Here is a 12,959-nt window from a genome sequence, read left to right on the forward strand (position 1 = left end):
TAGGAAGGAACCCCCCATGAATCTCCGGACAGCCTGCCTGGCGCTGGCCGTACTCCTGACCGCGTCGGCCTGCGCCAAGGCGGAGGAGCCGCAGAGCGCGCCCGCCGCCACCAGCACGGCCGGGCAGCAGGTCGTGCAGAGCCCCAGCGGCACGGTAGGGCCGACATGCACGCTCGACCAGTTCGGCGGCAAGAAGTTCGACCTCAAGACGGCCACCGTCGGCTTCTCCCAGTCGGAGAAGGAGGCCAACCCGTTCCGCATCGCCGAGACCAAGTCGATCAAGGACGAGGCGGCCAAGCTCGGCATCGCCCATCTCAAGGTCACCAACGCCCAGTCGCAGTTCTCCAAGCAGATCACCGACGTGCAGCAGCTCATCGCCCAGGGCGCGCAGCTCCTGGTCATCGCGCCGCTGAACTCCGACGGCTGGGAGCCGGTGCTCCAGCAGGCCGCGGCCAAGAAGGTGCCGATCATCACGGTCGACAGGAAGATCAACGCAAAGGCGTGCAGCGACTACCTGACCTTCATCGGCTCCGACTTCTACGAGCAGGGCAAGCGGGCCGCCGACCGGATGATCGACGCCCTCGCGGGCAAGGGCAAGGTCGCCATCCTGCTGGGCGCGCCCGGCAACAACGTCACCACCGAGCGGACGAACGGGTTCAAGGACCGGATCAAGGAGAAGGCCCCCGGCATCACGATCTCCTTCGAGCAGACCGGCGAGTTCGCCCGCGAGAAGGGTCAGCAGGTTACCGAGCAGCTCATCCAGTCCAACCCCGACATCAACGGCATCTACGCCGAGAACGACGAGATGGCGCTCGGCGCCGTCACCGCCCTGAAGGGCGCGGGCAAGGAGGCGGGCACCATCAAGATCGTGTCCGTCGACGGCACCCGCAGCGCCGTCCAGGGCATCGCCGACGGCTGGCTGCACGCGGTCATCGAGTCGAACCCCCGCTTCGGGCCGCTCGCCTTCGAGACCGCGCAGAAGTTCCTCGACGGCCAGGCCATCCCCGACAAGGTGATCATCTCCGACCGCGACTACGACACGTCCAACGCCAAGGACTCCCTCGGTGAGGCGTACTGAGTTGGCAGCGGTTCTCGAGGCGAAGGGGATCAGCAAGCGCTTCCCCGGCGTACTCGCTCTCGACGGTGTGCATCTCGCCCTCCTCCCCGGCGAGGTGCACGCCCTCGTGGGGGAGAACGGCGCCGGCAAGTCCACCCTGATCAAGGTCTTCACCGGCGTGTACCATCCCGACGGCGGCGAGCTGCGCCACCACGGCGCGCCCGCCTTCTTCGGCACGCCGCTCGACGCGCAGCGCGCCGGGATCTCCACCATCTACCAGGAGGTCAACCTCGTCCCGATGATGAGCGTCGCCCGCAACCTGCTGCTCGGCCGCGAGCCACGCGGCCGATTCGGGGTCATCGACGCCACGAAGATGTACGCCGAAGCCGCCCGCGTCCTGTCCGGCTACGGCGTCGAGACCGACGTCCGGCGGCCGCTGCGAACGCTCGGCATCGGTGCCCAGCAGATGGTCGCCCTGGCCAGGGCCGTGGCCGTCGACGCCCGCGTGGTCATCATGGACGAACCCACCTCGTCCCTGGAGCCGCGCGAGGTCGAGACGCTGTTCGGGGTGATCAGGCGGCTGCGCGACGAGGGCATCGCCGTCATGTACGTCAGCCACCGGCTCGACGAGCTCTACCAGGTGTGCGACCGGGTCACCGTGCTGCGTGACGGCCGCGTCGCGCACACCGGGCCGCTGGCCGGGCTGGACCGGCTCAAGCTCATCTCGCTCATGCTGGGCCGCGACCTGAACGACGTCAAAGCGGACGGTCTGACCAGGTTCTCCCGCGACCGCCACCGCGCCGCCGACGGCCAGGAGCCACCGGCCGTCGAGGCGCGCGGCCTCACGCGGCGGCATGTCCTGGACGGGATCGACGTGTCCGTACGGCCCGGTGAGGTCGTGGGTCTCGGCGGTCTGCTCGGCGCCGGCCGTACCGAGACCGCCAAGGCCATCGTCGGCGCGATGCCCCTGGACGGCGGGCAGGTGCTCGTGGCCGGGCTGCCGCTGCGCGGCGGCTCCACCACCGCGGCCATCAGGGCGGGCGTCAGCCTGCTGCCCGAGGACCGCAAGGCCGAGGGCATCGTCCCGACGCTGTCCGTCCGCGAGAACATCGCGCTGGCCGCCCTGCCCGCTCTGGCCAGGGCGGGCGTGGTGTCCGACGCGAAGATCGACCGGATGGTCGAGATCTTCATGCGGCGGCTGCGCATCAAGGCGGCCTCGCCGAACCAGCTCGTGTCGGAGCTGTCCGGCGGCAACCAGCAGAAGGTGCTGCTGGCCCGCTGGCTGGCCGTCCGTCCCAAGGTGCTGCTGCTCGACGAGCCCACCCGCGGCATCGACGTGGGCGCCAAGGCCGAGGTGCAGGCGCTGATCGACGAGCTGGCCGAGGAGGGGCTGGGCGTGCTGCTGATCTCCTCCGACCTGGAGGAACTGGTCGAGGGCGCCGACCGCATCCTGGTGCTGCGCGAGGGCGCGGTCGTCGGGGAGCTGACCGGCGACGAGGTGACCGAGGAGAGGATCATGGCAACGATCGCGGATGACCGCGCTCACCTCGACGATCGCGGAGTGACCTGATGACTGAGCTCACTTCGAAACCGGCCCCTCGGAGCGGGGGGATGGCAGACCTCAAACCGCGGATCTTCGCCTGGGTGCAGGACTACGGCGTGTACGCGGCCGTGCTGGCGCTGCTGCTGTTCAACGTGCTGTTCACGCCGCACTTCCTCGACGCCTCGAACTTCCGCACCCAGTTCGTCCAGGTCACGCCCATCGTGATCGTGTCGCTGGGCATGGCGCTGGTGATCGGCACGCAGGGCATCGACCTGTCCGTCGGCTCGGTCATGGCGCTGGCCGCCGCGCTCGTCGCTCTCTACCTGGGGTACGGCGCGCTGCCCGCGCTGATCGTCGCCGTGATCGGCGGGGCGGTCGTCGGCGCGGCGGGCGGGGCCCTGGTCGCCTACGTGGGCGTCCAGCCGATCGTGGCCACACTGGCGCTGCTCGTCGGCGTACGCGGCATCGCCAACGTCCTGGTGCCGCAGCTCGTGGAGTTCCGCAACCCGGACCTGATCGCGCTGGGCGGCAGCTCTGTGGCCGGGATCCCGGTCATCGTGCTGATCGCCGCGGCGCTGACCCTGATCGTGCTGTTCGTGGTGCGGCGCACGACGTTCGGCCGTCAGGTCGTCGCGATCGGCGGCAACCGGTCGGCCAGCGAACTGTCCGGGCTGCCGGTCAAACGGGTGCTGCTGATCGTGTACGTCATCTCCGGGCTGCTCGCCGCGCTGGCCGGGGTGCTGGCCACGGCCCGCCTGCAGGCCAGCGACCCGACGTCGCTCGGCCTGTTCATCGAGCTGTCGGCGATCACCGCCGTCGTGGTCGGCGGCACGCCGCTCACCGGCGGGCGCATCAGGGTGCTCAGCACGGTCATGGGCGCGCTGCTGATGCAACTGCTCGCGGCGACGTTGATCAAGCACAATCTGCCGCAGTCGTGGACCCAGATGGTCCAGGCGGTCATCATCCTGGCCGCCGTCTACGCCACCAGGGAGCGTGCGAACCGATGACCTCCGCTTCTCTTGCTTCATTGCGACGTGAGCAGGTGAGCCGGGTGCTCCAGCAGCACGGGGCGCTCATGGTGCTGGCGCTGCTGGTGATCGTGGGCAGCCTGGCCTTCGACTCCTTCGCGACCGCGGGGAACGCGGCCAGCGTGGTGGTCTCGTCGTCGTTCCTGGCGATCATCGCGATCGGAATGACGTTCGTGATCATCAGCGGCGGGATCGACCTGTCGGTGGGGTCGCTGTTCGTGCTGGGCGGCGTGCTGGCGGCCTATGGGTCCCAGTACGGCCTGCTCGTGGCGCTGGCGCTGCCGCTGGGCGCGTGCGGGATCGTCGGCTTGCTGCAGGGTTTGGTCATAGCTCGCACCGGTATGGCTCCTTTTATCGTGACATTGGCGGGTTTGCTGGGTGTGCGGGGGTTGATGCTCGCCATCTCGGATGAGGGCGCAACCACCTATTTGGTGAAAAATCCCGCTTTCGCGTCCTTGGGGCAGGGGGAGTTGCTCGGCCTGACGTACCCCGTGTACATCACCGCGGCGCTGGCGCTGGTCGCGATGGTGCTGCTGCAACGGACCGGCTTCGGGCAGAACGTCTACGCGATCGGCGGCAACGAGCAGGCGGCGGCGCTCATGGGCGTGCCCGTGGCGCGTACCAAGGTGACCGTGTACGTGATGTCGGCCCTGCTGGCCGGTCTCGCCGGCGCGCTGAACGCGGCACGGCTCTCGTCCGGGGTGACGATCCTGGGCATCGGCCTGGAACTGGACGCGATCGCCGCCGTCGTCATCGGCGGCACCCTGCTGACCGGGGGCGCGGGCGGGATCACCGGGACGGTGGCGGGGGTGCTGCTGCTGGGCGTGATCCAGAGCCTGATCAACCAGGTGGGGAACCTGACGTCGGCCTTTCAGCAGGTGGTCAGTGGGGCGTTCCTGGCGCTGGTGGTGGTGGCGCAGCGGTTGCTGAGCAAGGCGCAGCGGCTGTCGTAGTGGTGGCGTGGCCTCCGAGTCGCGTCTGGTGCCCTGTCCTCTCGAACCAAGACAGTCGGTGCTGAGGCTTTATTCACCTTTGCTTTTCCTGTCCGGGGAAGTCCCTTTCGGCGTGGCGTCGAGGGGAGCCTGGCTGTGACTGTAAGCATCTTTATCGTCACGCTGTGTTGCTCAGCGGGCAGGAATGGGCCGTCTTCCGGCCAATGGGTTAGCCGCGACCGCTGGCCGCGCTCCAAAAGAAACGGTACCTCTATGTTCACGCACACTCCGAGAGCCGACGCCACAGGAATACCGACCCGCCCGGCGAGGCGGCGGGCCAGAAGACGGATGACGCTGGCCGTGGCAGCCCCCCTGTCCGTGGCCCTCGCCGGCATCACGACCATCCCGGCCAACGCCGATCCGGTGCCGGACCATCGGTTCCACCGCCATCACCACTTCTTCCACAAATTCCGCAAGACAGTCCTGACCGACAGCGGGAATGGCTGCGAGCCGGGAACCTTCATCAGGGCTCACTCTCTGAGGCCCCACAACTTCTTCATTCCCCGGACCAGATACACCGACGGTCCCGGCGGCTCGATGACCGTTTCGGTCCACCACGAGTATGAGGTGCTCGCGTTCGTGGAGGCCGACAAGATCAAGACCAAATCGGTCACCGACTCGGTCGCCAAGACGATCGGCAGCACGGTCACCACCGAGGACATCCTCCGCGCGCTCACCAGGGAGGTCACTCCACACCTCGAGAAGAGGCACATGATCTTCACGGGGCACGACTACACGCAGACAATCCACGACGGCAAGTACGGAAACATGTGGTACCGCGTCTTCGGTTACCGCATCGGCTGGGGTCAGTGGGCCCGGCTCCACAACTGTGCCGAGGTCAGAATCGCCACGGGTATCGCCGACATTCCATCGAGAATCGAAGGCTGGCGCTACTGGGAGACCGACCACCCGATTTTCCGCGGCCACAAGCTTTCCGACAAGTAAGGGCCGACCTGCCGCCCGGGGCCTCGCGGCCCCGGGCGGCATAAGACGAAGCCGGCTATCCGATTCTTCCTCTCCCCCGAAGGGGGGATCCCTCCATAGGAACCCCAGCTATGACGGGCCGTCTTCCTCGGCTCCCGGAGGGTGTTCCTCCATGAGGCCCGTGTCGCGACGGGGCGTCTTCTTCTTCTCCTCCGGAGGAGGTATCCCTTTAGGGGGCCTGTGCCACGACGGGCCGTCTTCTTCCTGTCCCCCGAAGGGGTATTCCGCTGAAAGGACCCCGGCCACCACGGACCGTCACGGGCATCGGGACGGTCGTGTGGCGAACTGTCCGGGGAGCGATCGTGGTCGCCGCACTAGTTGTGCTGGTGCCCTTCGGCGGGGAGGGGGATGCCGAAGTGGGCGAACAGCGTCTCGAACATCCGAGTGTGCTTGGCCAGCGTCTGACCCTGCTCGGCTAGCGTTTGGGTGTGTCCGGCCAGTATCTGGCCGTGCTCGGCTAGCGTCTGGGTGTGTCCGGCCAGTATCTGGCCGTGCTCGGCTAGCGTCTGGGTGTGCCCCGCCAGTATCTGGGTGTGCCCGGCTAGCGTCTCACTGTGCCCGCCCACCACCGTGGCGAGCTTGTCGACCTTCTCGTCTAGCTTGCCGACCTTGTCGTCTAGCTTGTTGAACTTCTTGTCCAGTGCGTCGATTTTCTGCGTGTGCGTACGCTGGACTTTCAGGATCTCGTCCTGAGTCAGAAGGATCTTGGAGACCTCTGAGCCGATGATCCGGATGTCTTCTCGCTGGTTGTCCGAGCGCTCTTCGAGGCGAGTCACCCGGATCTCCAGCTCCTGGAGGGTTGTCATGCCGAGAATACTAGCGGTGATCAATACATCACGAGGCGTCACAGGTCGAGGTCGAGGAGGGCATCTTTACTCCCGGGATGAAGATCCTGTAACCGCGGCTCGGCCCTCGTCATAAGCGCAGCGGAGAGGAAGCTCGCCACGAGCATGCCACCCGCGACCCAGCAGGTCACCTGGATCGCGCCACCAGGAGAACCGGACATGGAGCCGTTGAGGTAGACGCTGCCCAGGACGGCGACGCCGAGCGTGGCGCCGAGTTGCTGGACGGCGTTGAGCAGGCCGGCGGCTGAGCCGATCTCTTGCGGCTTGAGCGGTTTCAGCGCGGCGGTGAAGAACGACGGGGTGAACACCCCGACGCCGAGGCCCGCGACTCCCAGGGCGCCGAGCAGCGGGGTGGGATAGGTCGTGGGGGAGGCCGCGTGGTACACGGCGATGGCGGCCACTATGCCCACCCCCAGCGTGGCGAGTCCGGCGAACATCACCCGCCGCCCGTAACGAGGAACCAGATACGCGCCCGCCATCCACGACGACACCGCCAGGCACACCGACCAAGGCGTCATGGTCAGACCCGCGGTGCGCGCGTCGGCGCCCACTCCCAGCTGCAGGTGCAGGACCACGACGAACATCAGCCCGGTCGTCACCGCGAAGAACAGGGCGGACGTCACCAGCGCGGCCGGGAAGACGCGGTGCGCGAACAGGCTGGTCTCCACCAGCGAACTGCGGCCGAGCCCGGCTCGCCGTCGCTGCTGCAGGCCGAAGCCGAAGACGGCCGCCAAGCCGATGCCGATGGCCACCCAGTTTCCCGTCGACATGTGCGCCGTCCCAGCCCCGATCAGGGGGTAGACGATCAGAGCCGTGCCGAGCATCGCCAGCGCGGTGCCCGCGGGGTCGAGACCCGGTCGCCGCGGCGCGCGGTCCTCGATCAGGGTCGGCGCGACGGCCAGCACGGCGACGCAGAGCGGGACGTTGACCAGGAACGCCGACCGCCATGACGAGCCGAACAGGTCGGCCTGGGTCAGCACGCCACCGAGAATGGGCCCGCAGACAGCGGCCAGACCCATGACGGGACCGATGCTGCCCAAGGCCTTGGACATCTCCTCGCCGTCGAACATGGCGCGGATCAGGCCGATGGTCTGCGGAATGATCGCCGCGGCCGCGGCGCCTTGCACGGCGCGGAAGCAGATCAGCGCGCCGACCGAGTCCGCCAGGGCGCAGGCCAGCGACGCGGCGAGGAACCCCGCGACACCGATCCGAAAGACCAGCCGCCGACCGGCGATGTCACCCAGCCGGCCCCCGGTGATCAGCAGCAGGGCGAAGGGCAAGGTGTACGCCGTGCTGAACCACTGCATGTCCGACGCCGACCCGCCCAGGTCGGCCCGGATCGCCGGCGTGGCGACCTGCACGATCGTCGAGTCCAGCAGATTCATGGCCTCGGCCACCAGCAACGCCGCCAGCGCCACCCACCGCCACCGGTAAGCCCTCCTCGGGGGCGATGACACATGTACCGACATCCCACGTTCCTCTCCAACTCCGCGAACCCGCGCCGTCGACGGGCGGGGTCCCAGCGTGAAAGAGGCCGGGTCGGTTGTTCCATCTGGAATGTATAGTTGGCGACTATCTTCCATAACTGACGGATTTGTGAGGGAAATGCTCACGCTCGACGATGTGGACCGCGGGCTGATCCACGCCCTGAGCATTGACGGGCGAGCACCCTTCGGCCGTATCGCCGAGGTGATCGGTACCTCGGCGCAGACCGTGGCCCGCCGCTATCGGCGGCTGCGCGCTGAGGCCGCGCTGCGCGTGGTCGGGCTCCCGAACCCGGATCGGGCAGGCCAGACCCAGTGGATGATCCGGCTCACCGCCACCCCGTCCACCGTGCGAGATCTTTCGCATTCGCTGGCCCGGCGAGCCGACACCTCGTGGGTCAAACTGGCCTCCGGAGGTACGGAGATCTTCGCCGTCATCCACGCGCCGAATGGTGCGCAGGCCGTACCGTCGCTGCTGCTGCACGACATCCCCCGAAGGGCCGGCATCACCGCGGTCTCCGCCCACTGCCTGCTGCACACCTACCTGGGCGGGCCGACCGGGTGGCGAGGCCGCCTCGAGACCCTCACCGAACAGCAGCAACAGCGGCTCGCACAGGCCCGCGACACTGATTCGCCAGCCCGCTGGCCATCACCGACCCATCAATCGGCCCACCCGCCATCGTCGGCCCCTCAGTCGGCCCCTCAGTCGGCCCGCCAGTCATCTCCGACTGATCGGCAGACTGATCGGTCGGCCGATCGGCTGGCCGATCAGCCGACGGATCAGTCGGACGGTCGGCCGCCGCTGGCGCGCGTCGATCACGACCTGATCGACGCTCTGCGTCACGACGGCCGGGCGACGCACGCCGACCTCGCCGCGGCCACCGGAGTGTCCCAAGCCACCGTCGCCCGCCGTCTGGCCGAACTCCGCGCCAACGAGGCGATCTTCTTCGATGTCGAGGTCGCCCCCGCCGTTCTCGGGGCCACCACCCAAGCCCTGCTCTGGATGTCCGTTCAGCCAGGACAGCTCGACCGAGTCGCGACCACCCTGGCCGGTCACCGTGAACTCGCCCTGGTGGCCGCCACCACCGGCCGGACCAACCTGCTGGCAAACGCGCTCTGCCGCAGCCCCGCCGATCTGCACGATTACCTCACCCATCGGCTGGGTGGCCTCGACGCCATTCACACACTCGAAACGGCCCCCGTGCTGCACACCGTCAAGGCCGCGGGCCCACTGGTCCCGATGGGCACGCGCGCACAGTCGTCCATGCCGTACTGACACGAAATTTCCGGACAGGGCAAGTTAAGTCATTCGCAAGAAGCACGCCCATAATTTGGTCATGCCGTCGATGAGTGAGCTGAGAGCAGGAGATCCCGCCGGTCTCGGAGGTTATGAGATCCGCGGACGGCTGGGAGAAGGCGGACAAGGCGTCGTTTATCTGGGCGTCGACGAGCAGGGCGACCAGGCCGCCATCAAGTGGTTACGGCCGAACCTGGCGGGCGACGTGGTCGCGGCCGAGCGGTTCGCGCGGGAGGCGGCCGTGGCGCAGCGGGTGGCGCCGTTCTGCACCGCGAAGGTGCTGGCGACCGGGGTGCATGAGGAGCGGCCGTTCATCGTCAGCGAGTACGTCGAGGGGCCGCCGCTGCGGCAGGTGGTGACCGAGGAGGGGCCGCGCGCGGACGCCGCCCTGTACCGGCTGGCCATCGGGAGCGTCACCGCGCTGGCCGCCATCCACCAGGCGGGCATCGTGCACCGCGACTTCAGCCCGAACAACGTGCTGCTCGCCGGCGAAGGCCCCCGGGTGATCGACTTCGGCATCGCCAAGGCGCTCGACGCCACCTCGACGATCACCTCCACCCCGGTGGGGACGCCCGCGTTCATGGCGCCGGAGCAGGTTCTGGGGCAGCCGGTGGGGCCGGCCGCTGACATGTTCGCGTGGGGGAGCACTATCGTGTTCGCCGCCACGGGCACCGGGCCGTTCGAGGCGGAGTCCGTGCCGGAGATCGTCGACCAGGTGCTCTACAACGAGCCCGATCTGTCCTCACTGACCGGGCCGCTGCGCGAACTCGTGGCCGCCTGCCTGTCAAAGGACCCCGCCCGGCGGCCTACCGCCGAACAGGTGATCATGCGGCTGCTGGAGCATCCCACGTCGAACCCCGCGGAACTGGAGCAGGCGGCCGCCGTGGTCAGCGGCTCCCCGTCCCGCCCCTCGCTTCCGCCTCAGCCCTCGTCCAACCCCTCGGCTCCGCCTCAGCTTCCACTCCAATCCCAGCCGCCGTCCCAGCCGGGGCCGGGGTTCCCCATGCAGCCTCCGTCTCACCCCTCGGCTCCGCCTCAGCCTCCGTTCCAGCCCCAGCCGCCGTCCCAGCCGGGGTCAGGGTCCCCCATGCAGCCCCCATATGGACAACCCCCATACGGTCAGCCTCCGTACGCGCAGTCGGGGCCGTACCCCCAGGGGCCGTACCCCCAGGCTCCGTACGGGCAGCCGGGGTCATACCCCGAGGGGCCGCAACCGCAGTCGGGGCCGTACCCCCAAGGGCCGCAACCGCAGGCGGGGCACCCGTACGGGCCACCACCCCAAGGTCCGATCCCGCAGGGCCCGTCACTACAGGGCCCATCTCCGCAGGGCCCGCCACTACAAGGTCCACCTCCGCAGGGCCCGCCACCACAGGGCCCGTCTCCACAGGGTCCGTACGCGGAGTCGGGGCCGCACCAGCAGGCGCAGTGGGTCTCCCCGAGCACGCAGGGGCAGTCTCCGCAGTACGGCTCCGGCCCGCAGGGGCCGCCGCCTCGATCGGGCGGGAAGAAGAGCTACGTGGTGGCGGCGATCGCCGCGGCTGTGGCCATCGTCGCGACCGTCGTCGTGGTGGCCGTCGCGCTGACCAACCTGCCCGGCCCGCCGACCCCGACCTCCTCCCCGAGCGCCGAAGGCACGGCCACATCCGCGGCCCCGACGGTCGTTCCCACCGCGAACCTGGTCACCTCAACGCTTCCCGACACCGACGCGGTCATCTACGAGAATCCGGGCGATGCCGTCAGGCTCACCACCTACCTGGTCCGCGACGCGAAGACTCAGAACTGGATCTACTACGCCCGGGACTCCCTGGCCGGACCATTCACGAAATATCCGGACATGTGGGAGAGCATGCTGTCGCCCAACGGCCGGTACCTGGCCCAGCGCGGCAAGAAGTTCGTCGACGGCTACGACAGCGTCAAGATCACCGACAAGGTGTCGGGTGAGGCGTTCACGGTCAAGACGTCACGCCAGCCGCTCAGCGCGTACGTGCAGGGCTGGTCGCGTGACAGCGGCCGCCTGCTGTTCAACGTCGGCAACCCGGTGAAGGGGGTCTGGCAGTCGACCGGGTTCGCGATCGTGACCGTCGCCACCAGGCAGGCCACGGTCGCCTCGCTCAGGGAAGGCTCGCTGCACGGCATCCGTTACGGCTTCGACCAGGCCGACACGGGCGTGGTGGCCCTGTCGAACGACGCCAAGCAGCAGGCGCTGCGCTTCTTCGACGCGAACGGGGTGCGGCTGCGCCGGATCCCGAACGTGGGGTCGGGTATCGCCGAGTCGCTGTTCTCGCCGTCGGGCAAGCAGTTCGTCACCAACTGCCCCGGTCTGGGCAGCGGCAACAACTGCGTCTACGACGCCCAGACCGGCACCGAGCTGAAGCGCTTCGAGTCGCCCTGCACCGGCCTGGCCACCTGGTACGACGACAGCCATCTGGTCTGCTGGATCAGGCCCGACGCGAGCGCGGAGAAGCAGCAGATACAGGTGGTCGATTTCACGGGCACCGCGCTGCGACTGCTGGCCGAGATACCGACGAACAGCTCGAACATGGACGTGATCTACACCTTCCCACGCCGGAACTAGCCCAATTCCCCGCGTGTCACCGGAACTTGCCCAGTTTCCGCATGTCACCAGAACCAGCCCTGTTCTCCACGGGTCGCTGTCCACGGGCTACACCGATGACACCGAGTGCTGGATCAGCCCTAGCGGCTGACCTACGACAAGGCGGTATGTGCGAAAAAGACAGGACTAGCGGACGCGGCCCCTAGGCCGCAGCCGGGTGCCCGGCAGGACGGGCGCGGGGAGCGGGCCGCCGTCGAACCCCTCGACGGCGCCGAACCCCTCGCCCTCCATCCACTCCTTGCGGAACGCGACGATCTCGTCGTGGTCGCGGCCGACGAAGTTCCACCACATCACGATCTCCTCGGCGAACGGCTCGCCGCCGATCAGCAGCACCCGCCCGCGCCCGCTCAGCCGCAACAGGCTGCGGCCCGGCGGCAGATAGAGCAGCGGTCCCGCCTCCAGCGGCTCGACCTCCCCGTCGAGCAGCAGCACCCCATGCTCGAAGCCGGGGTCGAGCGGCACTTCGGCGTTCCCTTCGACGGCCACCTCGGCGCCCACCAGGGGGCTGTAGGTGGTCGCGGGCGAGGTCACGCCGCCGAGCGACCCCATGATCACCGTGGCGTCGAACCCGGTGCCGGACCGCACGGGCAGTGACGCGTGGTGCTCGAACCCGGGCCCGGTACGCCGGTCCGCGTCGGGCAGCGCCACCCACAACTGAACGCCGTGCAGCAGCGTCTCGGGCGACTCCTCCGAGTGGGAGATGCCGCGTCCGGCGGTCATCAAGTTCAGCTGGCCAGGGCGTATTTCCTGGAGACTGCCGACACTGTCGCGGTGCAGCACCTCGCCGGCGATCAGCCAGCTCACAGTCTGCAGACCGGTGTGCGGATGCGGAGGCACCCGCATCACCGCCACCTCGGGGCCGTAGGCGTCCACGAAGCACCACGCGCCGATCATGCGGCGGTGCGCGTTGGGCAGCGTCCTGCTCACCGATATGCTGCGCGGACCGCCCAGCGGCACCGCGCGTCCGGCGAGCAACTCGGTCTCACCACCGCTCTCGGCGGCGCAGCGGATCTCGTCGGGGTCCTGCTCCAGGTTGCTCACGTTATGAACTGTACGACGGCACTGTACGGCGGCATGGGTCAGCTCTCGGTGGGTGTGGGTGGGGGTGTGGTGCG

At 68.6% G+C, this 12,959-nt stretch carries 10 protein-coding genes; 7 read left to right on the top strand and 3 right to left on the bottom strand.

Annotation, left to right across the window (positions count from 1 at the left end; translation table 11 throughout):
• The first annotated feature begins 16 nt into the window (after positions 1-16).
• From AB0B64_RS34375 to AB0B64_RS34395, 5 genes are all read left to right on the top strand, one after another.
• Complete coding sequence (locus AB0B64_RS34375) at positions 17-1,078, top strand: ABC transporter substrate-binding protein (protein WP_358182520.1); 1,062 nt, start codon at positions 17-19, stop codon at positions 1,076-1,078.
• Positions 1,065-2,627: a sugar ABC transporter ATP-binding protein gene (locus AB0B64_RS34380; RefSeq protein ID WP_358182523.1), complete on the top strand. Its 1,563-nt coding sequence runs from the start codon at positions 1,065-1,067 to the stop codon at positions 2,625-2,627. Before AB0B64_RS34375 ends, AB0B64_RS34380 begins: the two co-directional genes overlap by 14 nt.
• Positions 2,628-2,668: 41 nt before the next feature.
• A complete protein-coding gene (locus AB0B64_RS34385) occupies positions 2,669-3,607 on the top strand; it encodes an ABC transporter permease (protein ID WP_358182526.1) in 939 nt (312 codons plus the stop codon).
• A gap of 20 nt (positions 3,608-3,627) precedes the next feature.
• On the top strand, positions 3,628-4,581 hold the full coding sequence (locus AB0B64_RS34390; RefSeq protein WP_358182529.1) for an ABC transporter permease: 954 nt from the start codon (positions 3,628-3,630) through the stop codon (positions 4,579-4,581).
• Between the two features lie 135 nt (positions 4,582-4,716).
• Positions 4,717-5,565: a hypothetical protein gene (locus tag AB0B64_RS34395; RefSeq protein WP_358182532.1), complete on the top strand. Its 849-nt coding sequence runs from the start codon at positions 4,717-4,719 to the stop codon at positions 5,563-5,565.
• A gap of 353 nt (positions 5,566-5,918) precedes the next feature.
• On the opposite strand, the gene AB0B64_RS34400 is transcribed toward AB0B64_RS34395, so the two are convergent.
• Together AB0B64_RS34400 and AB0B64_RS34405 are read right to left on the bottom strand one after the other, a co-directional pair.
• Positions 5,919-6,410 carry a hypothetical protein gene (locus AB0B64_RS34400; protein ID WP_358182535.1) on the bottom strand — a complete coding sequence of 164 codons (492 nt, stop codon included), beginning with the start codon at positions 6,408-6,410 and terminating at the stop codon, positions 5,919-5,921.
• A 38-nt stretch (positions 6,411-6,448) separates the two neighbouring features.
• Positions 6,449-7,918 carry an MFS transporter gene (locus AB0B64_RS34405; protein WP_358182538.1) on the bottom strand — a complete coding sequence of 490 codons (1,470 nt, stop codon included), beginning with the start codon at positions 7,916-7,918 and terminating at the stop codon, positions 6,449-6,451.
• 136 nt (positions 7,919-8,054) lie between these two features.
• Here AB0B64_RS34405 and AB0B64_RS34410 point away from each other — a divergent pair, with 136 nt between their 5' ends.
• Positions 8,055-9,209, top strand: a complete 1,155-nt coding sequence (locus AB0B64_RS34410) for an Lrp/AsnC family transcriptional regulator (RefSeq protein ID WP_358182670.1) — start codon at positions 8,055-8,057, stop codon at positions 9,207-9,209.
• 61 nt (positions 9,210-9,270) lie between these two features.
• Positions 9,271-11,805 carry a protein kinase gene (locus tag AB0B64_RS34415; RefSeq protein WP_358182541.1) on the top strand — a complete coding sequence of 845 codons (2,535 nt, stop codon included), beginning with the start codon at positions 9,271-9,273 and terminating at the stop codon, positions 11,803-11,805.
• A 165-nt stretch (positions 11,806-11,970) separates the two neighbouring features.
• Here AB0B64_RS34415 and AB0B64_RS34420 read toward each other — a convergent pair whose 3' ends face one another.
• The gene (locus AB0B64_RS34420; RefSeq protein WP_358182544.1) at positions 11,971-12,885 is read right to left on the bottom strand and encodes a pirin family protein; all 915 of its coding nucleotides are present in this window, start codon (positions 12,883-12,885) and stop codon (positions 11,971-11,973) included.
• Positions 12,886-12,959: the final 74 nt, after the last annotated feature.

The sequence above is a fragment of the Nonomuraea sp. NPDC049129 genome (assembly GCF_040648495.1).
Lineage (GTDB): Bacteria > Actinomycetota > Actinomycetes > Streptosporangiales > Streptosporangiaceae > Nonomuraea.

Excerpts from the sequence above, each read along its gene's own strand:
- AB0B64_RS34405 (WP_358182538.1), bottom strand. The coding sequence starts at position 7,918 with ATGTCGGTACATGTGTCATCGCCCCCGAGGAGGGCTTACCGGTGGCGG.
- AB0B64_RS34415 (WP_358182541.1), top strand. The coding sequence starts at position 9,271 with ATGCCGTCGATGAGTGAGCTGAGAGCAGGAGATCCCGCCGGTCTCGGA.
- AB0B64_RS34375 (WP_358182520.1), top strand. The coding sequence starts at position 17 with ATGAATCTCCGGACAGCCTGCCTGGCGCTGGCCGTACTCCTGACCGCG.
- AB0B64_RS34410 (WP_358182670.1), top strand. The coding sequence starts at position 8,055 with ATGCTCACGCTCGACGATGTGGACCGCGGGCTGATCCACGCCCTGAGC.
- AB0B64_RS34400 (WP_358182535.1), bottom strand. The coding sequence starts at position 6,410 with ATGACAACCCTCCAGGAGCTGGAGATCCGGGTGACTCGCCTCGAAGAG.
- AB0B64_RS34385 (WP_358182526.1), top strand. The coding sequence starts at position 2,669 with ATGGCAGACCTCAAACCGCGGATCTTCGCCTGGGTGCAGGACTACGGC.